Consider the following 22947-nt stretch of genomic DNA (forward strand, 5'->3'; position numbering starts at 1 on the left):
CGTTGTTTTAAATAGCGTAGACTTTACAATGTGTAAGGTTTACGCTATTTTTTTTGTTAATCAACTTCATTGCTACGCTGATCGTCCCTTGCGTCGCACACTTGTACTGCAGTAATGCTATTGGGCATTGTGCGGGTTTCTTGCTAACACCGAAAATACTCATTGGCAAATTTTCAAATTAGCTAATTGTGCAATTGCTTTCTATTTCTTGTCCTATGGCAAGAGTAATTTTTTTCATTAAAAATACTTTTGAATTCAAATAATAAAAGCAGCTATTATGGAAAACAAAAAAATGAACCCGGTTGGCTGGTTCGAAATTTATGTAAATGATATGGACCGGGCTACCGGTTTTTATGAAAAGGTATTGAATATAAAATTACAGGACATGCCCATGCCCGGCGATCAATCCTTACAAATGCGGGCTTTCCCCGGTGAAATGGATAATGCCGGTGCAAGCGGTACCCTGGTGAAAATGGAAGGCGCCAATGTAGGTGCAGGTGGTACTATGATCTACTTTGTATGCGAGGATTGTGCCGTGGAAGAAAGCAGGGTAGTAGCGGCCGGTGGAAAAATATGCCAGCCTAAAATGTCAATTGGCGAATATGGTTTTTGTTCCATTGTTTCCGATACGGAAGGGAACGCCATTGGCCTGCATTCGATGAAATAAACCCATTAAAAAACTAAACTTTTAAAAGATACAACTATGCCTAAATTAAATCCTTATTTAAACTTTGACGGTAAAGCGGAGGAAGCTTTTACATTTTATAAATCTGTTTTCGGTGGTGAATTTGTGGGAGGCATTCACCGCATGGGTGGTGCACCGGGTACGGAAAACCTGTCAGAAGAAGAGAAGCAACGTGTTATGCATATTGCTTTGCCCATTGGTAATGAGCTGTTGATGGCCTCGGATATTATGCCATCCATGAACCAGCAACTGACTGTAGGCAACAATAACTATATTTCCGTTTTCCCCGATTCACGTCAGCAGGCCGATGAATATTTTAAAGCCCTGTCCGAAGGAGGCAAAATTGAAATGCCATTGGAAGACCAGTTTTGGGGTGATTATTTTGGTTGCTTTGCAGACAAATACGGTGTTTACTGGATGATCAATTATAACGAAGCAACGGTTAAATAAACCCTCTTCTTACACTCTTTCATTACGGGGCGTAAGCCCCGTCATTCGTCATACTTTTAATTCAGTCAGATGAAAAGAACAGGAAATGATTTTTCGATCACACTTACCCTTGACCCGCCCGAAGCCGATGTATTTAATGCCATTGGAAGAGTAAATGAATGGTGGTCGCAAGAAATAACCGGCAATGCACAAAAGCCGGGTGATGAGTTTTTTTACCATTACAAAGATGTTCATTCCTGTCATATCCGGGTAGTGGAAACGATACCGCATAAAAAAGTTATTTGGCAGGTATTGGATAATTTTTTTAGATTTACGAAAGACGAAACCGAATGGAAGGGTACAAACATCGTATTTGATATTGAAAGGAAAGGTGACCAGACACTGCTTTATTTTACCCATATAGGACTGAACCCGCAGTATGAGTGTTATGAGGCCTGCAGTGCCGGGTGGACAAATTTCATAAGCGACAGCCTGTATAAACTTATTACCACCGGAACCGGTGTCCCCAATCCTGCAAAGGGCGGTTTTAACGAGGTAAATGCCCGTAAATGGACCTTGTTGTAAATAGGACAATGAAACGAGGCTGCTGACATCTCCATCATCATTTCAATCATAAAAACCAAACAACATGAAAATTGTAAAAGGCATACTCTTAGGTATACTGGCCATTATTGTTATTGCTTTAATTGTAGCGGCTATTCTGCCCAAAACCTTTACCAGCGAAAGGGAAATAGTCATTAATAAACCCCGGAGTGAGGTATTTGAATACATTAAATATATAAAGAACCAGGATAATTTTGGTGTATGGCAATTGTCAGAACCTGACCTTAAAAAGACCTTTGAAGGTACTGACGGAACGGTTGGCTTTAAATACTCCTGGGACGGTAAAAAATTAGGGAAGGGTTCACAAACCATCACCAATATTGTGGAAGGGGAGAAGGTAGAGAGCAAGCTGGATTTTGGTTTTGGTGATCCTGCTACTGCCCATTTTATAACAACAGATGCCGGGCCGGGCCAGACAAAAGTAACCTGGGGTATTTCAGGTAAATCGCCTTATCCCTTTAATATCATGAGCCTGTTTTACGATATGGGTGATGATTTTGAAAAAGGATTACAAAACCTGAAAAACGTATTGGAAAAACAATAAGACTTACCTGGGTATAGCCCTTTAATGATGTAACCGTTATGTACCGGCAATGGGCATGACGGTTTTTTATTTTATGGGCCAGGCTATTTTTAAACTAAGTAAGTGAATATCTTCTGTATTCAGCATCTTTGCATTCTTTATGAACAAAAAAATCATCAGCTGGGGCATATTTATATTGCTTTGCTTTATCTGGGGAAGCTCATTTATTTTAATGAAAGTGATCCGTGAAGGTTTGACTGCCCCTCAAACTGCAGCCCTGCGTATTTTTTCTGCCAGCATTGTTTTTGTTCCCTTCGCCTTCGCACATATTAAAAAAATACCCCGCGAAAAAAGGCTGCTATCCTGTGTTACCGGCGCTTTTGGCAACCTGATACCGGCTTTTTGTTTTGCCTACGGTATTATGAAAATTGACAGTTCGCTGGCAGGTATCTTAAACTCGCTTACCCCCATCTGTGTGGTAGTGATCGGCGTTTCGTTCTTTAAAGACCATTTTGTGTGGAAAAAGATCATCGGGGTATTGATCGGTTTTGCCGGCCTCTGCCTGCTTACTTATAACCATGCTACACTGACGATCAATAATATTGAATATGCCTTGCTTATTATTGCCGGTACCATTTCCTATGGCGCTAATATCAATATAGTGGGCCATAAACTGAGGGAAGTAAACCCGGTACACTTGTCTACGGTATCCTTATCGGCCATGTGTCTGCCTGCCTTATTGATGTTATGGCACCAGGATTTTTTCGATCTGGATTTTTCGGATACCACTATTCAATGGGCAGTTATCAATGCTGTAGTATTAGGGCTATCGGCCAGTACTATCGGCACTTTCCTCTTTTATTCATTAGTAAAAAGGGAAGGTGGGTTATTTGCTTCGCTGGTTACCTATGGCGTGCCCTTTGTGGCTTTGTTCTGGGGTGTTTTGGCAGGAGAGCTCATCACCGTGGTAGAAGTTGCTTGCCTGCTGATCATCCTGGCAGGGGTTTACCTGGCGAACAGGAAATGAGTTTTGGAATGATGAATGGTTGAATGATGAGTTATGAATGATGAATTGAGGAGGGGAGTATATAGACAGATGTGAGAGGTCAGCATTGAGAAGTATGAGAAGTCAGCATTGAGCAGTCAGATGGGAGAAGTTGGGTTATAGATTGTCTTTTGCTAATTGTCAATTGTCACTTCTCAATTGTCCATTGAACTTGTCCATTGAAAAAAAATCCCGCAAGCCATGCCTGCAGGATTCTTCAAAGTGTTGAAACATATGTTTATACGGACATGATCTCTTTTTCCTTGGCCGCCAGTACTTTATCTACCTGGGCTATATACCTATCCGTTATTTGTTGTACTTCCGCTTCGCCGTCTTTGGCCGCATCTTCACTTAAACCGTTTTTCTGTAGTTTTTTAACGTTCTCAATAGCATCGCGCCTGATATTACGAACGGCAATTTTAGATTGCTCTCCTTCGCCCTGGCAACGTTTTACCAGTTCTTTACGCCTTTCTTCGGTCAGCGGGGGTAAAAATATACGGATGATGAGGCCATCGTTCTGCGGGGTTACACCCATATTGGCGGCAATGATGGCTCTTTCAATAGGTTGAACCATGTTCTTTTCCCAGGGCTGTATGGTCAGGGTGCGGGCATCCATTACGCTGATATTGGCTACCTGGTTAATAGGCATGGGCGAACCGTAATAATCTACGGCCAGGCCGTCAAACATCTGTGGGTTGGCTTTTCCTGCTCTTATTTTGGTTAATTCCGATTCCAGGTGCACTAATGCTTTCTGCATCCCGTCCTCTGTTTCTTTCGTTATTGTAATAATATCTTCTGCCATAAGTATGTTATAAGAGTCGCAAATCTACATAAACAACGGGGTAAAAAAAAAGTGCTTCTGTTAAAAAGCACTTTTACGGTAAATATCTAAGCAATTAATTCTGGTCGATCTTTAATTTATCCTTTAGGGAGGAAGCGATGCTCAATACCCTTGAAGTACGGGTTTGCAGCTCGGCTCCTTCGCCAACTGCCTTGGGAGCCACCACCAGTCTGCGGCGGGGGCGGGTAGCATACAAAGTACCTACTACTCCAAAAACAATGGTTAAAAGGCCTGCAAGGGTCCAGGTTGGTCCTAAAGAACGGAAAATATAGGTAAGGGTAATCAATACCACATTGGCCGATACCAGGATAAATGTTACTGCCGCATGTCCTAAACCACGGTCCAGCAGCAGGTGGTGTATATGCGTCCTGTCGGGCGAAAAAGGTGATTTACCATTTAAAATGCGGGTAGCAAATACCCTGATGGTATCAGATAAGGGCACAATAATTACCGAAATGGCCAGTGGTACAGCAGCCGGTAATGCAATATTAATATTGGGTGTATTGGCAATATTAATAAAACGGATAGCCAGGATGGAACATACCAGTCCCAGTACCAGGGAACCACAGTCGCCCATGAATATTTTTGCCGGGTGGTGGTTAAAGATCAGGAAAGCCACTAAACTGCCCGACATGGCAAAGGCCAGAAGGGCATAACCGGTATCCCCGATGATAAGGAAGTAAGTGCCGAATACCAGGCAGCATAATAAACCCAGGCTGCCGGCCAGGCCGTCAATCCCATCGATCAGGTTATAGGAGTTGATAATAAAAATGATCGTTAAATAAGACAGGGCAAGGCTGAAACTTTCCGGGATTTCGTTTATTCCGAAAAGACCATACATACTGCTCAGGCGTAAACCGCCTAAATGAATGATGATCGCCGCCGCCATGATCTGGCCGATGAACTTTTTTGTTGCGGAAAGGGCTACCAGGTCGTCTTTAAGACCCAGGAAAAAGGTAACCAGTATAGCAGCGAAAAAGTATTGAAACTCAGGGTAAACAGTACCTTGTACGGCTAATAAAAGGGCAAACATAGCCCCAACAAATACCCCTACACCGCCCAATGATGATACATGGTGGGTATGGAGTTTTCTTTCGTCAGGTACATCGTACAATTTCTTTCGGTCAGCTATTTGAAGGACTACGGGTATAGCTAAAAAAGTGATAATGAACGCGACAGATGCTGTTAAAAAGACATCTAAATCTTGCATTTTTCTAATTTTAACGTGACAAAAGTAAGGAATTGCCACGCTTTTAACAATTATTTTAATATGAACAATGAACCAAACGTTCGGTAGGGTTTTGCCGGTTAGCATAAAAAACGGTACAACTAAAGGTTTTATAAAGGAAAAAGCTGCACATTTGCCTAACATTTTTTAGCAAACCCATTTCAAAACCCCTTTTTTTATACCATATGGCTCAGTTAAAGGAAATAGCATCGCAGGTTCGTCGTGATATTGTAAGAATGGTACATGGCGCCAACAGCGGGCATCCCGGAGGATCTTTAGGTTGTGCAGACTTCTTAACAGCACTTTATTTTGATATCATGAAGCACGATCCGTCCTTTAATATGGATGCGAAAAATGAAGATGTTTTCTTCCTGTCAAACGGACATATTTCACCCGTATTTTATTCTGTACTGGCTCGTGCCGGTTATTTTGATATTAAGGAACTGGCCACTTTCCGCCAGATCAACTCGCGTTTGCAGGGCCACCCCACTACCCACGAACACCTGCCGGGTGTACGTATTGCCTCCGGCTCTTTGGGACAGGGGCTGAGCGTTGCCATTGGCGCAGCAATAGCTAAAAAACTAAACAAGGATAACAGCCTGGTATTCTCCCTGCATGGTGACGGTGAACTGAATGAAGGCCAGATATGGGAAGCTGTTTTATATGCAGCCCATAATAAGATAGATAACCTGATCACCACGGTTGACTGGAACGGCCAGCAGATCGACGGTCCTACCGATAAAGTACTGGGAATGGGTAATATCGGCGAAAAATTCAGTGTTTTTGGCTGGACCGTGCTGGAAATGAATGGTAACGACATGGATGATGTGGTGGCGGTTTTAAATAAAGCCAAATCATTAACCGGACAGGGTAAACCTATTGCCATTATGATGCATACTGCCATGGGCAAGGGGGTTGACTTTATGGAAGGCACCCACGAATGGCATGGTATTGCGCCAAACGATGAACAACTGGCAAAAGCCCTGGCACAACTGCCCGAAACACTCGGCGATTATTAATAACACATGTGAGCCCTTCGTAAGAGGGGCTTTTTTTATCAATTGACAAGTTCAATGGACAATTGAGAAGTGACAATTGACAGTTAGCAATACACCATCAATAACCCAACTTCTCAGTTCTGACTTCTCAATGCTGATTTCTCACATCTGACTGCTCAATTCAAAATTCATCATTCATCACTCATAATTCCACCTCCTGAATCCCAACAATTCTCGCCGCTACTTGTTACCTTTGCACCGAGTTTATGATATCTGATTTACTGCAGCGATACCAGGATACACCCGCCCTTTTTCAGCTGGCGGACAAGCTGACCTATGCCCAACCTCAGAAAATAGCCATTACCAATGCCGCCGGCAGTTCAGTTGAGATGATCATCGGGGCTTTGTTACAACACGGTATTACCTCCCAGTTGAATCACCTGGTGATCCTGAATGATGCCGAGGATGCCGCTTACTTTTTTAATACCCTGGAAAGTATTACTTCGGCACTGGATATTTTTTACTTTCCTTCCTCTTATAAAAACAGGCGTAACTATAAATTGCTGAATTCCTCGCACGTAATGTTGCGCACCGAAGCGCTGACAAAAATTGCTGCAGGCGGTAATAAAAAAATACTGGTTACCTATCCCGAGGCATTAATAGAAAAAGTGGTGTTGCCCGGTACCTTATCGTCAAACATCATTCATATTAAAACCGGGGATGTTTTAAATACGGAAGAAGTATTGTTAAAGCTGTCCGACTATGGTTTTGAGCGTACGGACTTTGTGTATGAGCCCGGTCAGTTTGCCATACGGGGCGGTATATTGGATATCTACTCCTTTGGTAATGAAAAACCTTACCGGGTGGAGTTATTTGGTAATGATGTGGATTCGATCCGTATCATTGACCCGGAAACCCAGTTAAGCGAAAGGAAATTATTACAGGTAAGCATTATACCCAATATAGATACCCAGTTCAATACGGAAGAGAAGGTTGCACTGACGGATTTTTTGCCGGAGAATACGGTAATATGGGTACAGGACCTGCAATTGTGCACAGAGCGTTTACAGCAAAGCGAAGATGATATTCAATCTTTTATTGAATGGGAGCAGAGTAATGATAAACTGGGTAATGTAAAGGCCAAAGATGCGGATGAGTCGCTGGTTAAACAGGATGTGAAGAAAGAAGATTTTATTACAGCCGATGATTTCACACTGGCTATTGAACAGAAACACCTGGTGGGTTTTGGTTTAAAATCTTTACAGGGAAATGCGCACCTGGATATTGCTTTTAATACCAGGCCTCAACCCGCTTTTAACCGCCAGTTCGAGTTATTGATAAGCGACCTGCGCAACCATGAGAACAAGGGATATACTTTATACATATTTGCTGAAAATCCGAAACAACTGGAAAGGCTGCAGACCATCTTCGATGATCTGAAGGCCGAATTGGTATTCAACCCGGTGACTTCGGCCTTACATGAAGGGTTCATTGATGATGACCTGAAGATCGTTTGTTATACCGATCACCAGATATTCCAGCGTTACCATAAGTATAAGATAAAGCAGGCCTATAATAAAAACAAAGCCCTTACACTGCGTACCTTAAGGGAATTACAGCCCGGCGATTTTGTTACCCATATCGATCATGGTGTTGGTGTGTACAGCGGCCTGCAGAAAATTGAGGCCAATGGCCGTACACAGGAGGCGGTACGTATTATTTACAAGGACAGCGATATTTTATATGTAAATATTAACTCCCTGCATAAAATTGCCAAGTTCACCGGCAAAGAGGGAAGTGTACCTAAAGTGAGCAAGCTGGGCAGTGATGCCTGGACCAAATTAAAAGAGAAGACCAAGATCAAAGTAAAGGAAATTGCCTTTGATCTGATTAAACTATATGCACAAAGGAAGGCGCAGGAAGGGTTTGCGCATAGCCCTGATAACTACTTACAAACCGAGCTGGAAGCCTCCTTTATTTACGAGGATACACCCGATCAGAACAAGGCCACGGCCGATGTAAAAAAAGATATGGAATCCTCATCGCCCATGGACCGCCTGGTTTGTGGTGATGTAGGTTTTGGTAAAACGGAGATTGCTGTACGTGCAGCCTTTAAAACCAATGTGGATGGTAAACAGGCCGCGGTGTTGGTACCTACTACCATCCTGGCTTTCCAGCATTATAAAACATTTAAGGAAAGGTTGAAGGATTTTCCGGTAACGGTAGATTATATCAACCGGTTTAAATCGGCAAAGGAAAAGAAAGAAACCTACCAGAAATTACAGGAAGGTAAGATTGATATACTGGTGGGCACACACGCTATTTTAGGAAAAGAAGTAAAGTTCAAGGACCTGGGTGTGCTGATCATTGACGAGGAACAGAAATTTGGTGTGGCCCATAAAGAAAAGATAAAGACCCTGCGTACCTCGGTGGATTGTTTAACCTTAACGGCAACACCCATACCCCGTACCCTGCAATTCTCCTTGATGGGGGCCAGGGACCTGAGCATCATTAATACACCGCCACCTAACCGGCAGCCGATACAAACAGAGGTACTGGTGTATAATGAAGATGCGATCCGTGATGCGATTTATTTTGAAACGGAAAGAGGCGGACAGGTTTTCTTTATTTATAACCGGGTAAATGGCTTGCCTGAAATGTGCTCCATTATTCAGGGTTTATGTCCGGACCTTAGTATTGGTTTTGCTCATGGCCAGATGGAAGGACATGTACTGGAAGAGCGTATCATGGACTTTATTGATCGCCGTTACGATGTACTGGTTTGTACCAATATCGTAGAAAGCGGGGTGGATATTCCGAATGTTAATACCATTATCATTAACAATGCCCATCACTTCGGGCTGAGTGACCTGCACCAGTTGCGTGGCCGTGTGGGACGTAGTAATAAAAAAGCCTTTTGTTACCTGCTGGCTCCGCCCATGAGCACTTTACCTAACGATTCGCGTAAACGTTTACAAACCCTGGAACAACACAGTGAACTGGGCAGCGGTTTCCAGATCGCCATGCGTGACCTGGACATACGTGGAGCCGGTAACCTGCTGGGTGGTGAGCAAAGCGGCTTTATGGCCGATATCGGTTTTGAAATGTACCAGAAAGTACTGGCCGATGCGATCAAGGAACTAAAACGCAGCGAGTTTAAAGAATTATTCAAAGAAGAGATATCACAACAGGATGATTTTGTACAGGACTGTACCATTGATACCGACCTGGAAATTTTAATTCCTGATGATTATGTAGAGAGTATTACCGAACGTTTATCACTTTATCAGCGTTTGGATAACAGCGAAAATGATGAAGAGCTGGATGCCATGCGTACCGAACTGGCCGACCGCTTTGGCCCCATACCGCAACAGGTAGAAGACCTCTTCATTACCATGCAATGCCGCAGGATGGCCATTGCACTCGGGTTTGAAAAAATGTCCTTAAAAGATAATGTACTGCGTTGTTTCTTTATCAATAAAAACGATTCTCCTTATTTTGAATCGGACCTGTTCCAGCGCATTATATCCTTTTTACAAACCGGTACCAATAAAGGCCGTTTAAAACAAACCGGTAAACTATTCCTGCTGATAGCTGAGCCTGTTAACAGTATGGAGGAGATGTATGCGTTCCTGAAAAAAATGTATACGGAGGTAGTACCTGTTTAAATAAATCAGGCAAATACTTCCGCAGGCTTCATACTGCCTGTTTGCTGAAGGCTGGTATACCAGCTGAATGCTTCTTCCAGTAAATGCGGCGTATGTCCTCCGCGTTTTACAGCCCTTTGATAATAATCGGCCAATGCATCCTTATAATCGGCATGTACACATTTACTGATCATTAATTTTGCTCTTTCTCTGGGTGCCAGGCCGCGCAGGTCAGCCAGGCCGTTCTCCGTTACGATAATGTCTACATCGTGTTCGGTATGATCCACATGCGACACCATCGGTACTATTCGGGATATGGTATTGTTTTTAGCAACGGAGGGTGTAACAAAAATGCTCAGGTAAGCATTACGGGCAAAATCGCCTGAACCGCCGATCCCGTTCATCATATTGGTGCCGGCCACATGGGTCGAGTTTACATTGCCATACATATCACATTCCAGGGCGGTATTAATGGCAATTACTCCTAAGCGTCTTATTACACCCGCGGCATTGCTTAAGTCCTGCGGGCGTAACAAAATTTTCGATTTATACCGGTCAAACTCCGCCCAGATCTTTTTATAATATGCATCTGATACAGTGATGGAAGAACCAGAGGCAAATGTCATCTTGCCCGAATCCAGCAGGTCAAAAGTACTGTCCTGCAATACTTCCGAATACATGGTTAAGTCATGAAAATCGCCTTCCACAAAACCGCCTAACACTGCATTGGCCACTTTGCCGATACCCGCCTGTAAAGGCAATAAAGACTTTTTCAAACGCCCTACTTTTACCTCATGTTCAAAAAAATCCAGCAGGTGACCGGCAATGGCTAATGTTTGCGCATCGGGTGGCGCTATTTCTGCGGGGCTGTCCTGGGTATGGGTGATCACTACACCCACTACTTTAGCCGGGTCAATGGGAATGCTGGCAGTGCCAATACGGGAATCGGCTGCCATGATGGGGATTATTTTTCGGGGAAAATCGCCGGTGTCAAAAATATCGTGAATACCTTCTACCGTAACAGGAATGGAAAGGTTGATCTCTAAAATGATTTTATTGGCTAATGTTGCAAATGTAGCGGAGTTGCCTACAGATGTGGTGGGTACAATGCTGCCGTCTTCTTTGATCAGTGCACATTCGATCACTGCTATATCCAGCGTATCATACAACTTGCTGCGCAACTGTTCTACGGTTTCGGAAAGGTGCTGATCAATGAACAACACTTCACCGTTATTGACTTTTTTACGTAACACAGGATCTACCTGGAACGGCATCCGGCGTTTCAATACATTAGACGCGGCTAAATTACCATCGGTATTATGTCCCAGGGATGCACCGGTGATCAAAGTGATTTGTAGCGGATCGGTCAATGCCCGTTGTGCCAGTGCCGATAATACAGCTTTGCTGTCCCCGGCCTTGGTAAAACCGCTGCAGCCTACAATGGTATTATCTTTAAAAAACAAGGCCGCCTGTTCGGCACTGATCACTTTATCCCTTAATGATGAGTACAAAATCCTGTCCTGGTAACTATTCATACAATGCCATTTTCTTCCGGCAAAGCTATACAACCTGTGGGGCAGACAAATGATATAGGTCAATGATATGGCTGATTAAGGCCTGTTCTTACTAAAAGCCGGTGAAAAAACATTATCGTGCTATAGGGGACATCAACGGGGTGCTGCCGGGGCAAAGAGTACTGAGCCGCGATACTCAGCAGGCAAAAAAATAAAGATCATGATCATGCAAACGTTTTACCTGTTTTATTTTTATGAATAAGGGTGGTGAACTGTTTTGTTGACCGTTGTTTCTGTTAACTTTAGTACTCATAAATCATCAGTATGAAAACAAAGGCCCTGCTTGCCGCTGCAATGCTACTATTGCTGCAAACGGTTGTAACAGCACAACAACGGATCAAAGTATTGACATTTAATATTTATCATGGCGAGGCACACTATGAAAGAGGAACGAGTAACCTGCAAAAGATTGCGGCGGTGATCAATGAACACCAGCCGGATTTTGTAGCTATGCAGGAGGTGGACAGCATGACGAACCGGACGGCCCGTTTCAATAATGGTCAACGTATTGATATTGTAAAAGAATTAGCGGCCTTAACAAAAATGAATGGCTACTTTGCCAAAGCAATTGATTATGATAACGGCGGCTATGGTGAAGGTGTATTGACTAAAAAGCCGGCAACAGTAACGCGGTATGCATTGCCGATACCTAAAGGGGGAGAAGGCCGGGCCATGCTGCAGGTGCAACAAAAACTGGCAAATGGCAGGACCATTGTTTTTGCCGGCAACCATTTGTGTCATGAGTTTGATGTGAACCGGATTGACCAGATAAAAACGGTAGACAGCATTACCCAAAAATCAGCTTACCCGGTAATACTGGCCGGTGACTGGAATTTTGTACCCGGCTCAGCAGAGTACGCTATAATTACTAAAAACTTTAAAGATGCGGCAGTGGTGAAAGGTAAGCCGGAAGCCACTTTCCCGTATACGGCTCCGAAGATAAGACTGGATATGGTTTTCCTTTCCAATAATGCCAAATGGAAAGTGATAGATGTAGCAGTATTAAAAAATGATGCTTCGGACCATATGCCTGTATTGGTAACCCTGGAACTGGAGTAATAACATAAAAAAAGCGCCGTACGGCGCTTTTTTATTGGCGTTTATAAATTGTAAAATATTTTTAAGGCATCCTTTAACCCGGTCGGTTTACGATCCAGCAATGTTTCCAGATCATTATACACCACATCATACTGGTTGTTCCGGATATCCGATGCAAAGCCGGCCGCGATCAGTATACCTATCTCAGGTACACCATGGTCTTTTAATAGTTGTTTAAAAGTGTCCACATCCGGGCTGGTATAACTGATCGTTTTACCCGATAGTTCAGATAAGGTTGCTGCGATCTCAGCAAAGGAATAAGCCGCAGATGCGGTAAGATTATAGGTCTTCTTTTCTTTGCTGTCCAGTAATAAAGAGTTGGCAATAGCTTCGGCCATTTCACTGCGTAAGGCAAAAGGCGTTTTTCCTTCACCGGCCGGTAAAAAAATACCATTTTCGAATACCTGTTTACCTACAAAATTGGGCAGTGCATCTATATATAAAGTGTTGCGGAAAATAGTATAATTCAGCCCGCTTGCTTTTATATGATCCTCTGTTTTAAAATGCCCGCTCATAAAATCTTTGATAACAGAGCTATCCACATCCTTAAAACTAACACTGGTATAGGCAATGTGTTTTACACCGGCTTGCCTGGCCGCATCTATAACAGTAATATGTTGTTGCAAACGGTGTGCATCCAGTCCAGAAATCAATAAAACGGAATCTACACCCTGTACTGCCTGCTGAATGCTGGCGGCATCATCATAATGGCCTATACGTATATTCACCCCTTTTTCTTTCAATGGGGCTGCTTTGGCTTCGTTACGCACCAAAGCCGCTATCTGACCGGCGGGTACGGTCCTTAATAAATTATCAATAACGGCCGATCCTAAATGCCCGGTAGCTCCTGTAACTAATATCATATCATTTTTTTTAATCCTGACGAATGGGTATGGTGTAATCCTGTTTAGTTCATAGAAATAACAAACTCTTCTTTGGGTGTACGTACTTTTTTCATACCTACCAGCCAGTCATTTTCAGTATCACGGTAGCCCAGTGGTAAAATGGTCACACTTTTCAAACCCTGTGCAGGCAAGTTAAGTAATTCATCCAGTTCCTGGTTATTAAAACCTTCCATGGGTGTGGCGTCCACTTTGTTTTCTGCGGCAGCTGCAATGGCCAGGCCAAAGCCGATATATGCCTGCCGGGCAGTATGTTCAAAATTTTCCTGTGCCGTACGGGGGGTATATAAATTGATCAGCCTGTTTTTATAATCGTTAAAAAAATCAGGTGCCAGTTCACGCTCTTTTGCCGTGTGGTTGAATACATTTTCAATACGTTCTGTCGTATAATTGTCCCAGGCCGCAAACACCAATACATGTGAGGCATCGGTTATCTGGCTCTGGTTAAAAGCAATAGGCTGTATTTTTTCTTTTAATTCTTTGCTTGTGATCTGTATAATGCGGAACGGTTGCAGGCCGGAGGATGTAGGGGCCAGGTAAGCGGCTTCAATAATATTATCAACTATATGCTGGGGAACTGCTTCTCCGTTCATTTTTTTGGTGGCATAACGCCAGTTCAGCGAATCTAATAAGGACATAATTATTCGTTTTTTTATGACACAAAATTAGATTACCTTTGCTATACTTTAGGAAGTACTATACTAAAGTATACTGGTATACTTTAGTATAGTATACTGTAAAACATGATCTTATTATGAGTAAAGTAGTAAAACTAGAACAGATACAACGTTGCTCCGGTACTTATGTGCTAGCCGTTAATGATACCATGAATGCCATCAGCGGTAAATGGAAGCTGCCGATCATAGGCAGTTTACTGTATGGTAAAAAAAGGTTTAAAGAACTGGAGCGGGAAATACCTAAGATCACGCCCCGCATGTTATCGAAAGAACTGAAAGACCTGGAAATAAACGGCATTATATCGAGAAAGGTAATTGACACTATTCCTGTAACCGTCGAGTACCAGCTTACCAGGTCGGGCGAAGATTTTAAAAGAGTACTGGATATTATGGTTGACTGGGGTTTGCAGCACCGCAAATTTGCCATGGGCAAAATAGAAAAAGCGTTAAAGGAACATGCCGCTGCTACCCGGTAGTATTACTTCAATCCCTGCCACCAATTTTTATAGGCATGAGCAGTATCATTCAGGTTCACGGTTTCACCTATCAGGGGTGTAACCAAAGGTATTTTATACTCCTGGTTATACCGCAGCAATTCCGATAATGGTTCATCCCAGGGATGCAGGCCTAATGTGAACTTGGAAGAATGTACAGGCATCAGTCTTTTAGCCTGCAGGTCCTTTGCGGCTTTCAGGGTTTCTTCCGGTAAAGTATGTATGGCGTGCCAGGCCTCATTGTATTGGCCGTTCTCTAAAATGGCCAGGTCAACTGGTCCATACTTTTTACCAATGGCGGCAAAATGATCATCATACCCGCTGTCGCCACCCAGGAAAAACTTTTGCGTGGGTGTTTCCACCAGGTAAGATAACCACAAGGTATTATTGCGTTTAAAAGTACGCCCGGAAAAATGGCGGGCTGTAAGGGTGTGTACTTTTATATTGCCGGGCAGGTCTACTGTTTCATCCCAGTCTTTTTCAATCAGCATACTGGCCGGGTAGCCCCAGTATTCTAAATGTGAGCCAACTCCCAGTCCGCAGATCACATTTTTTACTTTAGATCTTAAAGCGATTATGGTTTCATAATCCAGGTGGTCATAATGGTCATGGCTGATCATTAAATAATCAATATCAGGCAGGTCGTTTACAGTAAATATATCCGAACCGTTAAATGATTTTGCAGTGCCCGGAATGGGTGAGGCGTTGCCGCTGAACACAGGGTCTATCAATAACTTTAAACCATTTACCTGCATATAGTAGGAGGAGTGACCAAACCACACCAGTAAGTTGGAGTCGGCAGGCAGGGTCAATAAATTCGTTTTTACCGAAGGCAGGCTGTCAACAGGACGGCGGCGCGGGTAGCTTTTAAAAAGCTGGTTGTATAACAAACCGGCCATGGAATAGCCCTTGGTCAGGGTTGGGGTATAGGTTTTATTTACAAACGCCCCGTCTTTATAATTAGGTGATTGTTTCATGCGTTCTAGTCTGGCTCCGCTGGGTGCTTTGCCGAATTTTGCCTGGCGCATATAAAAAAAAGTAACAATTACCAATAACAATACGAGGCTTATTAATACTATCATGATCCGTTTGAGAATTTTTAAAAATCTTTTCATAGATCAGTTATAACTATATGCCCGATATGGCATTGATATCGCGTACTTCCAATATTTGTTTATCGCTTCCCCTGGTAACACAATTGATCATGGCACGGGCCACCTGTTGCAGGGTGCTGGTGGCATTAGGAAATACCAGTTTAAAGAAAGGGAATGTCCACCCGATTACCTTGTAAAATGTAAGCAGGTTTTGTTGTCCGGGCATTGCCTTCATAAAACCCGGGCGGAAATTATATACATTTTTAAATGGCATTTTTGCCAGGGTGTTCTCTGTTTTGCCTTTTACCCTTGCCCACATAATACGGCCTTTTTCACTGCTGTCAGTACCTCCGCCACTTACATAAATAAAGGTCATGCCGGGGTTTTGCGGTAACAATACATTGGCAAAATGAATGGTGGTATCATAAGTGATTAACCGGTATTTATCTTCGGCCATACCCACACTACTGATGCCGGCGCAAAAAAAGCAGGCATCATAACCTTGCAGGGTAGTATCGCCGGGTTGTAATTGCAAAAAATCAGGTACGATATACTCCTGTAATTTGGGGTGGGTGCGTCCTGTACTTTTACGGCTTACACTTAACACGGCTTCAACTTCAGGATGCTGCAGGCACTCCAGCAGTACTCCTTCGCCTACCATGCCCGTGGCCCCTGTTAAAATTATTTTTAATCCCATAGGTCTTATTTATTTGATTCGTGTGGCATTTGCACAAAGGTATACATACCGTGAGCAGTAAAAGTTCAAAAACCGGCTGAAAAATGGGCGAATGGCGGTTATTCACGGGTGACCGGCGATTATCAGCCAGGTGTTTATTAACTTTGAAATAAAATAAAATATACATGAAAACACTGAAAACGATGGTAGTTGCCATGGTGCTGGGTTTAACAGCCTGTAATAACCAGGCGACCACGCCCCCGGTTGAAAATGAAAAGAATAAGGACACCGTAGTGTTAAATGAACAGGATACCGTACATAACTCAAAAAACTCGTTGGACTGGGCAGGCGTGTATGAAGGCGAGCTTCCCTGTGCCGATTGTGCCGGCATTAAAACAACGGTCTCTATCAATATGGATGGCAGTTTTAAAAAGAAAGAGCAGTATAATGGTAAAAAAGGAAGTTTTGATACCGAAGGAATCCTGGTATGGGATAGTACAGGCAGTATTATCACCTTGTCCTCAAAAACTGATTCAACTAAATATAAAGTGGGAGAAGGAAAGTTAATTACATTAGATACGCAAGGTAAAATAATAGAAGGTGAATTGGCGAAGCATTATATACTGACCAAGATAAAATAATGTTGCGCAAAACATATTTTTAAAGCGACCAGCGGGTCGCTTTTTCATTTTGTACCGGTTAAAATTATGTAGTCTTATGAATTATATTAATTTTGAGTACTAAACTCCGCTTATGAAACCAGGTCTATTGTGGTTGTGCTTTTTATGCACTGCAACAAGTGTATTGCATGCACAAAAAGATATACAATTCCAGCTGCAACTACAGGACAAAAAATTTATCCCGCAGGAAAATATCAGTGATACGGCCCTTAAACTTATTGAAAGTAAAGCCGGCACTACCAATAACCACACACTTTACTTTTTACAGTTTTATGAGTTACCGGATGAAAGCCGGAAAGAAACACTGCGCCGCCAGGGTATTGTGATACAGGATTATGTTTCGGCTAATACCTACCTGGCTTATGTAACCGGTAAACTGGACGCCCAAATATTAAAAACAGTCAAAGCCCGGGCAGTTTTAAATATCAGCCCGTCCCAGAAAATGGCCGAAAGCCTGCAAAAAGCTATTACCCCCGCTTATGCACAACGTACTGCCGGTAAAACGGATATTGTTATTAGTGTGGTAAATGCTGCCGATATGGAAATGGCGTTGCGTGAATTGGAACAGCAACAATTTGAAGTGGTTAATGATGCATATAAAGCCTATCATATACTGACGGTTCGCATAAATATTACCGATTTAGAAAGGCTCGCACAATTACCATTTATTACTTACCTGCAATCGGTATTACCGGAGGACCGGACTTTGAACATCAACAGTACCAATATTACCAAAGCACGTTTATTACAATCGGTTCAGGGTAGAGGGTTGAACGGTAAAGACGTGGTGATTGGTATTGGCGATGATTCAAACCCGACCAATCATGTGGATGTCAGCGGAAACCTGATTAACAGGTCACCCGCTGCGGGCGGGCATCATGGACTGCATGTAATGGGTACGGCAGCAGGAGCCGGTATCCGGGCCGAACTGTATAAAGGAATGGCACCCCGGGCAACCATCATTGCACAACAATTTTCCAATATCATCCTCAATACGCCCGCTTATATACAGGATTATGGCATGGTCATTACCAATAATTCCTATGGTAATATTGTGGATGATTGTAATAGTTTCGGGGTATATGATCTGTATTCATCCATTACGGATCAGCAGATAAACCAATATCCCCATTTACAGCATGTATTTGCTGCAGGCAATAGCGGTAATTATAATTGTTTAACTTATACAAATGGGTATAGCAATGTATTGGGCGCTTATCAGAGTTCCAAAAATGCTATTACGGTGGGTAACACCTCTTCTGCATTGGTCATTGCCAACGGGTCCAGTAAAGGACCGGTAAGGGATGGCCGGATAAAACCGGAGATAACGGCGCAGGGAACTGCTGTTGTGTCTACTACACCAACCAATAATTATGGTAGTAACAGCGGTACCAGTATGGCTTCACCGGCAGTTGCAGGTGGCCTTGCTTTATTATACCAACGATATAAACAACTGCACGGGGGTAATAATCCCCGGAACGGGTTAATGAAAACCTTACTGGTAAATGGCGCCACAGATGTTGGCAGGCCCGGCCCCGATTATGCTTATGGCTTTGGATTTATGAACCTGTTGCGTTCAGTAACTATGCTGGAGGCAGAACAATATGTACATGATTCGGTAGCTACTGCGCAAACTAAAAATGTATTAGTGACAGTGCCTCCTAATACGGCACAGTTAAAAGTATTGTTATACTGGAACGATCCTGCAGCTGCGCCTATGGCAAAACAAACCCTGGTCAATAATCTTGATCTTACAGTTACCACACCTGCTGCAACTGTGGTTTATCCTCAGAAATTAGATACACTGCCCGCCAATGTTACAGCGGTTGCGCAGACCGGTGTTGATAATATCAATAATATTGAACAGGTGGTCATTGATAACCCGGGTGCCGGTAATTATACCATTGCGGTAAAAGGAACGGCTATTGCGCAAAATCCGCGGCAGGATTATTTTATAGCCTACGACTTTGTTCCTGTATCCGTAACGGCTACCTATCCAACCGGTAGCGAATCTTTTTTTAACAATGAAAACGTACTCATTACCTGGGACGCTTTTGGCGAGAATGATAAAACCTTTACCATTGAATATACTTTGGATAATGGTGCAAGCTGGGTTATTATCAGTAATAATGTAGCACCGGCCTTACGGCAATTACTATGGACTACACCGGTGAATATCCAAACCAGGGACGCTAAGATCAGGATCACCCGGAACGGAACTTCTTTGGTGAGTACCGGTAATAGTTTTACGATCATTAATACACCGGCTTTCAACTTCTCCGGTGTACAATGTGAAGGATATATTAATGTAAACTGGGCCAGTGTACCGGGTGCAACCGGTTATGATATATTATTATTCAGAAAAGACAGTATGCAGACTGTTGCTACTGTGGCCAGCAATGTAAATGATTACGTTATCAGTGGCCTTTCTAAAGACAGTGTCTATTGGGTAAGTATGCGGGCCCGTTTACACGAGGCATACGGACAGCGTTCAGTTGCACAGGCTATTATACCTAACAGTGGAACCTGTGCCGCTTCTTACAGTGATAATGACCTGAAATTAAATGCCATTATATCACCCGTGTCCGGCCGGGCAAATACCAGTTCTGCATTAGGCGTTGTCACACCGGTGGTGATCAGTGTTAAAAACCTGGATAATGCGGCAGCAAATAATTACCAGGTAAAATACTTTGTTAATAATATATTACAGGCCACACAGGCCGGTGTTCCCTTAAATGCCCTGGAGACTGTTACGCAGCAATTCACTGTGCCGTATAACTTTTCCGCCATTGGTAATTACCAGTTAATGGCGGTTGTGGAGAACCTGGCGGCTGTTGATCCTAACCGTTCCAATGATACGGTAAGCGTGCTGGTAAAACACCTGCCCAATGAACCGCTGGTCATTACACTTGCCAATGCCTTTACCGATAATGTGGAAACCATTGCCCCGCTGGAATATTTTTCCAAAACCACCGGTTTACCGGGAGGTGATCGGTACGATTTTGTTTCCAGTACCCAATGGGGAAGGTTAAGGAGTTTTGTAAATACCGGTCTTGCTATTGCGGGTAACAGGTCATTTACTTTAGATGCTGACAGGTACAATGGCGGCACAACCGATTCACTCACGGCCACCTTTAATCTTTCGGGTTATGATGTCAATACCCAGGACCTCCGTTTCGACTTTTTATTTAAACACCATAACCAGGAAGCCAATCCTGCAAACAAGGTATGGATCAGGGGCCGGGATACCGATAACTGGCTGGAAGCCTATGACCTCTTTGCACAGCAGGACAGGGTGGGAAGGGTTAAAAGATCTTCAAGCCTGGAGTTGAGTAACCTGTTAAAAAATGCAGGCCAGCAATTCTCCGGTAGTTTCCAGGTACGCTGGGGGCAATGGGGCACTAACCTGGTTGCCGACAATGTAAACGGGGCCGGGTATACTATTGATGAGTTGCAGTTATACATGGTACAAAACGACCTGCAGTTGATAAGGATCGATACGCCGGCTATTGCCGGTTGTGCATTGAGTAATGCAGTGCCGGTAAAAATAGTAGTGAGGAACAGCAGCAGCCAGGTATTAAATAACATACCGGTAAAATACCGGCTGAATAATGGCACCGTTGTGAACGGCTCTATACCATCTATTGCGGCTAATAGCAGCATAACCTATGAGTTTACACAGAAAGCCGATCTGTCTGCTTTGGGCACCCATCAGCTGGATGCCTGGGTGGATTATGCATCGGATACCTATCGCTTAAACGATACGATCAAAAAAACGGTCAGGGCCCTTCCGCTGATTACCAGTTTCCCTCACCTGGAAAATTTTGAGAACAGCGATGGACATTGGTTTGCAACAGGTACCAATGTATCATGGCAATATGGTACACCGGCCACTGCTAAAGTAAAGGGGGCAGCCAGCGGCTCCAAAGCCTGGAAAACTAATTTAACGGGCAATTATAACGATGCGGAACAATCTTATCTATACTCACCCTGTTACAATATATCTGGGCTTGTTAATCCTATGCTTAGTATGAGTTTAAGCCTTGACCTGGAAGATTGCGGCAGCTCGGCCTGTGATATTGCATGGGTGGAATACTCAGCTGATGGAACAAACTGGAATAAATTGGGATCTTTTGGCCAGGGTAAAAACTGGTACAACCGCCAGATAACCTCGCTGGGGCCTTTATGGAGTATACAGGATTATACCACCTGGCATGTAGCCAGTATTCCTTTACCTGCCGGACTTAGTCAATTAAGATTAAGGGTTGTTTTGCAAACCGATCCTTTTGTAAGCAGGGAGGGTATCGCGATTGACGATATACATATTTTCGATAAAAACTATGATATCTACGATGGCCCCACATTATCCAATGCTGTTACCGTTAATAATGTTTCAGGCTCAGGATGGACACATTTTACCACAGGCCAGCAGGTGATAGCATCTGTAAACCCCAACGGACAAACACTTGGTAATACCAGGGTACAGGCTTATATCAATACAGGCGCTGTACGTAATAAGGATAATCAATATTATCACGATAGAAATATCACGGTACAGCCGGCTAATACAACGCTCACAGATTCGGTTAGCGTAAGGTTTTATTTTTTAGATACGGAGACCGAACGCTTATTACAGGCCACAAGCTGTACTGGCTGCGATAAACCCGCTTCGGCCTATAAATTAGGGGTATCAAAATATACCGATACCAGTAAAATAGCCGAGGATGGCAGTATACTGAACAATCATCTATTGAGCTGGCAATTTATTCCACCGCATAAAGTGGTGAAAGTGCCTTATGCACAGGGGTACTATGCCGAGTATAAAGTGAAATCATTCTCAGAATTCTGGTTAAACAACGGAGGTCCCGCAGCTACCCGGCCATTATCCTTACAACTGAATAGTTTTACAGCAAACAAGGCAGCAAACGATAAAGATGCTTTATTACAGTGGAGCACACAGTTTGAAATAAATGCCGGGCGTTTTGAAATTGAAGTAGCCAGGGGGAATGCGGCTTTTGCAGCCGGTAATTACAATAAGTTAGGGGAAGTGCCTGCCGCCAATAACAGTGGCGAACAGGTTAATAATTATACTTATAACGATACTGAATTGGCTAAATCAGGTGTACGTTATTACAGGCTAAAGATCATCGACCAGGATGGTACTTACCGGTATTCGGATGTACAGCCGGTATTATTTACCAATGAAGCGGGGTGGACCGTTTATCCTAATCCATCACCAGGTTTATTTAACGTGGTATTCCAGGCGGTGAACGGGCAAAGGATTACTGTTTCTGTACACGATGGGGTAGGCAAGCTGGTGTATTCGGGTAACTGGACCGGCAACGGCTTTTTACAAAAGGAGCAACTGCATTTGCAGGCAGCCGGTAGTGGCCTGTATTTAATTACGATCAGTAACGGCAGTACAACGGAAAGCTTTAAGGTATTAAAAAAATAAGGGGGCGTCCCCGGTCACAGGCACAACAACAACCAGGATAGATCATGAACAGTTACACTGTATCTGTTACAATAAAACCGGGTACCGGGCTGTACGCTGTATCTTTTGTCCGGCACCACACAAGCCGCGCAGTACAAAAGGATGCCGCTGCCATCCCTCGCCCTAAAAAACGTGCATATGGTGTAATGACAATTTTGGTCAGGTATTTGTTGTACCTGAAACACCTGTAAAAGAATAACCCGGAAAATTTTATTTCCGTAACATCTTATATAAATTG

18 protein-coding genes are annotated in these 22947 nt (G+C 43.4%); 11 read left to right on the plus strand and 7 right to left on the minus strand.

The annotated features are described in order from the left end of the window. Positions 1 to 277 precede the first annotated feature (277 nt). The 5 genes from ACFS6H_RS10515 (at position 278) to ACFS6H_RS10535 (ending at position 3288) form a co-directional block, all read left to right on the plus strand. A complete protein-coding gene (locus ACFS6H_RS10515; RefSeq protein WP_386098080.1) occupies positions 278 to 667 on the plus strand; it encodes a VOC family protein in 390 nt (129 codons plus the stop codon). Positions 668 to 703: 36 nt separating this feature from the next. Continuing rightward, entirely contained in the window at positions 704 to 1135 is a 432-nt protein-coding gene (locus ACFS6H_RS10520; protein ID WP_386098082.1) for a VOC family protein, read from the plus strand. A gap of 69 nt (positions 1136 to 1204) precedes the next feature. Beyond that, positions 1205 to 1699, plus strand: a complete 495-nt coding sequence (locus tag ACFS6H_RS10525) for an SRPBCC family protein (RefSeq protein WP_386098084.1) — start codon at positions 1205 to 1207, stop codon at positions 1697 to 1699. Positions 1700 to 1763: 64 nt separating this feature from the next. Beyond that, the gene (locus tag ACFS6H_RS10530; RefSeq protein ID WP_386098086.1) at positions 1764 to 2282 is read left to right on the plus strand and encodes an SRPBCC family protein; all 519 of its coding nucleotides are present in this window, start codon (positions 1764 to 1766) and stop codon (positions 2280 to 2282) included. Positions 2283 to 2421: 139 nt separating this feature from the next. Next, the gene (locus tag ACFS6H_RS10535; protein WP_386098088.1) at positions 2422 to 3288 is read left to right on the plus strand and encodes a DMT family transporter; all 867 of its coding nucleotides are present in this window, start codon (positions 2422 to 2424) and stop codon (positions 3286 to 3288) included. Between the two features lie 256 nt (positions 3289 to 3544). On the opposite strand, the gene frr is transcribed toward ACFS6H_RS10535, so the two are convergent. Next, positions 3545 to 4108: a ribosome recycling factor gene (gene frr, locus ACFS6H_RS10540; RefSeq protein ID WP_386098090.1), complete on the minus strand. Its 564-nt coding sequence runs from the start codon at positions 4106 to 4108 to the stop codon at positions 3545 to 3547. 94 nt (positions 4109 to 4202) lie between these two features. Then, entirely contained in the window at positions 4203 to 5357 is a 1155-nt protein-coding gene (locus tag ACFS6H_RS10545; RefSeq protein ID WP_386098092.1) for an MraY family glycosyltransferase, read from the minus strand. 203 nt (positions 5358 to 5560) lie between these two features. Here ACFS6H_RS10545 and ACFS6H_RS10550 point away from each other — a divergent pair, with 203 nt between their 5' ends. Both ACFS6H_RS10550 and mfd read left to right on the plus strand, forming a co-directional pair. After that, the gene (locus tag ACFS6H_RS10550; protein ID WP_386098094.1) at positions 5561 to 6394 is read left to right on the plus strand and encodes a transketolase; all 834 of its coding nucleotides are present in this window, start codon (positions 5561 to 5563) and stop codon (positions 6392 to 6394) included. Between the two features lie 245 nt (positions 6395 to 6639). Continuing rightward, positions 6640 to 10041, plus strand: coding sequence for a transcription-repair coupling factor (gene mfd / locus ACFS6H_RS10555; protein ID WP_386098096.1), 3402 nt, complete (start codon positions 6640 to 6642; stop codon positions 10039 to 10041). Positions 10042 to 10046: 5 nt separating this feature from the next. Here mfd and ACFS6H_RS10560 read toward each other — a convergent pair whose 3' ends face one another. Beyond that, the gene (locus ACFS6H_RS10560) at positions 10047 to 11555 is read right to left on the minus strand and encodes a succinate CoA transferase (RefSeq protein ID WP_386098098.1); all 1509 of its coding nucleotides are present in this window, start codon (positions 11553 to 11555) and stop codon (positions 10047 to 10049) included. A gap of 303 nt (positions 11556 to 11858) precedes the next feature. On the opposite strand from ACFS6H_RS10560, the gene ACFS6H_RS10565 reads away from it, so the two are divergent. Then, positions 11859 to 12653 carry an endonuclease/exonuclease/phosphatase family protein gene (locus ACFS6H_RS10565; RefSeq protein ID WP_386098100.1) on the plus strand — a complete coding sequence of 265 codons (795 nt, stop codon included), beginning with the start codon at positions 11859 to 11861 and terminating at the stop codon, positions 12651 to 12653. A gap of 41 nt (positions 12654 to 12694) precedes the next feature. Here the strand turns inward: ACFS6H_RS10565 and ACFS6H_RS10570 are convergent, their stop codons facing one another. Next, positions 12695 to 13555, minus strand: coding sequence for an SDR family oxidoreductase (locus tag ACFS6H_RS10570; protein WP_386098102.1), 861 nt, complete (start codon positions 13553 to 13555; stop codon positions 12695 to 12697). A gap of 44 nt (positions 13556 to 13599) precedes the next feature. Then, positions 13600 to 14232 (minus strand): nitroreductase family protein, encoded by a 633-nt coding sequence (locus tag ACFS6H_RS10575; protein WP_386098104.1) that lies wholly within the window; start codon positions 14230 to 14232, stop codon positions 13600 to 13602. A 116-nt stretch (positions 14233 to 14348) separates the two neighbouring features. On the opposite strand from ACFS6H_RS10575, the gene ACFS6H_RS10580 reads away from it, so the two are divergent. Next, the gene (locus ACFS6H_RS10580) at positions 14349 to 14747 is read left to right on the plus strand and encodes a winged helix-turn-helix transcriptional regulator (protein ID WP_386098106.1); all 399 of its coding nucleotides are present in this window, start codon (positions 14349 to 14351) and stop codon (positions 14745 to 14747) included. Between the two features lie 2 nt (positions 14748 to 14749). On the opposite strand, the gene ACFS6H_RS10585 is transcribed toward ACFS6H_RS10580, so the two are convergent. Both ACFS6H_RS10585 and ACFS6H_RS10590 read right to left on the minus strand, forming a co-directional pair. After that, complete coding sequence (locus tag ACFS6H_RS10585) at positions 14750 to 15847, minus strand: MBL fold metallo-hydrolase (protein WP_386098108.1); 1098 nt, start codon at positions 15845 to 15847, stop codon at positions 14750 to 14752. Between the two features lie 46 nt (positions 15848 to 15893). After that, complete coding sequence (locus ACFS6H_RS10590) at positions 15894 to 16556, minus strand: epimerase (RefSeq protein ID WP_386098110.1); 663 nt, start codon at positions 16554 to 16556, stop codon at positions 15894 to 15896. A 164-nt stretch (positions 16557 to 16720) separates the two neighbouring features. Here ACFS6H_RS10590 and ACFS6H_RS10595 point away from each other — a divergent pair, with 164 nt between their 5' ends. Further along, positions 16721 to 17176, plus strand: coding sequence for a copper resistance protein NlpE (locus ACFS6H_RS10595; protein ID WP_386098112.1), 456 nt, complete (start codon positions 16721 to 16723; stop codon positions 17174 to 17176). A 112-nt stretch (positions 17177 to 17288) separates the two neighbouring features. After that, positions 17289 to 22670, plus strand: a complete 5382-nt coding sequence (locus tag ACFS6H_RS10600) for a S8 family serine peptidase (protein WP_386098114.1) — start codon at positions 17289 to 17291, stop codon at positions 22668 to 22670. Positions 22671 to 22947 lie beyond the last annotated feature (277 nt).

This window comes from Terrimonas rubra (assembly GCF_042686025.1).
Lineage (GTDB): Bacteria > Bacteroidota > Bacteroidia > Chitinophagales > Chitinophagaceae > Terrimonas > Terrimonas rubra.

Coding starts and splice junctions, on each gene's coding strand:
- ACFS6H_RS10515 (WP_386098080.1), top strand. CDS start 278: ATGGAAAACAAAAAAATGAACCCGGTTGGCTGGTTCGAAATTTATGTA.
- ACFS6H_RS10520 (WP_386098082.1), top strand. CDS start 704: ATGCCTAAATTAAATCCTTATTTAAACTTTGACGGTAAAGCGGAGGAA.
- ACFS6H_RS10525 (WP_386098084.1), top strand. CDS start 1,205: ATGAAAAGAACAGGAAATGATTTTTCGATCACACTTACCCTTGACCCG.
- ACFS6H_RS10530 (WP_386098086.1), top strand. CDS start 1,764: ATGAAAATTGTAAAAGGCATACTCTTAGGTATACTGGCCATTATTGTT.
- ACFS6H_RS10535 (WP_386098088.1), top strand. CDS start 2,422: ATGAACAAAAAAATCATCAGCTGGGGCATATTTATATTGCTTTGCTTT.
- frr (WP_386098090.1), bottom strand. CDS start 4,108: ATGGCAGAAGATATTATTACAATAACGAAAGAAACAGAGGACGGGATG.
- ACFS6H_RS10545 (WP_386098092.1), bottom strand. CDS start 5,357: ATGCAAGATTTAGATGTCTTTTTAACAGCATCTGTCGCGTTCATTATC.
- ACFS6H_RS10550 (WP_386098094.1), top strand. CDS start 5,561: ATGGCTCAGTTAAAGGAAATAGCATCGCAGGTTCGTCGTGATATTGTA.
- mfd (WP_386098096.1), top strand. CDS start 6,640: ATGATATCTGATTTACTGCAGCGATACCAGGATACACCCGCCCTTTTT.
- ACFS6H_RS10560 (WP_386098098.1), bottom strand. CDS start 11,555: ATGAATAGTTACCAGGACAGGATTTTGTACTCATCATTAAGGGATAAA.
- ACFS6H_RS10565 (WP_386098100.1), top strand. CDS start 11,859: ATGAAAACAAAGGCCCTGCTTGCCGCTGCAATGCTACTATTGCTGCAA.
- ACFS6H_RS10570 (WP_386098102.1), bottom strand. CDS start 13,555: ATGATATTAGTTACAGGAGCTACCGGGCATTTAGGATCGGCCGTTATT.
- ACFS6H_RS10575 (WP_386098104.1), bottom strand. CDS start 14,232: ATGTCCTTATTAGATTCGCTGAACTGGCGTTATGCCACCAAAAAAATG.
- ACFS6H_RS10580 (WP_386098106.1), top strand. CDS start 14,349: ATGAGTAAAGTAGTAAAACTAGAACAGATACAACGTTGCTCCGGTACT.
- ACFS6H_RS10585 (WP_386098108.1), bottom strand. CDS start 15,847: ATGATAGTATTAATAAGCCTCGTATTGTTATTGGTAATTGTTACTTTT.
- ACFS6H_RS10590 (WP_386098110.1), bottom strand. CDS start 16,556: ATGGGATTAAAAATAATTTTAACAGGGGCCACGGGCATGGTAGGCGAA.
- ACFS6H_RS10595 (WP_386098112.1), top strand. CDS start 16,721: ATGAAAACACTGAAAACGATGGTAGTTGCCATGGTGCTGGGTTTAACA.
- ACFS6H_RS10600 (WP_386098114.1), top strand. CDS start 17,289: ATGAAACCAGGTCTATTGTGGTTGTGCTTTTTATGCACTGCAACAAGT.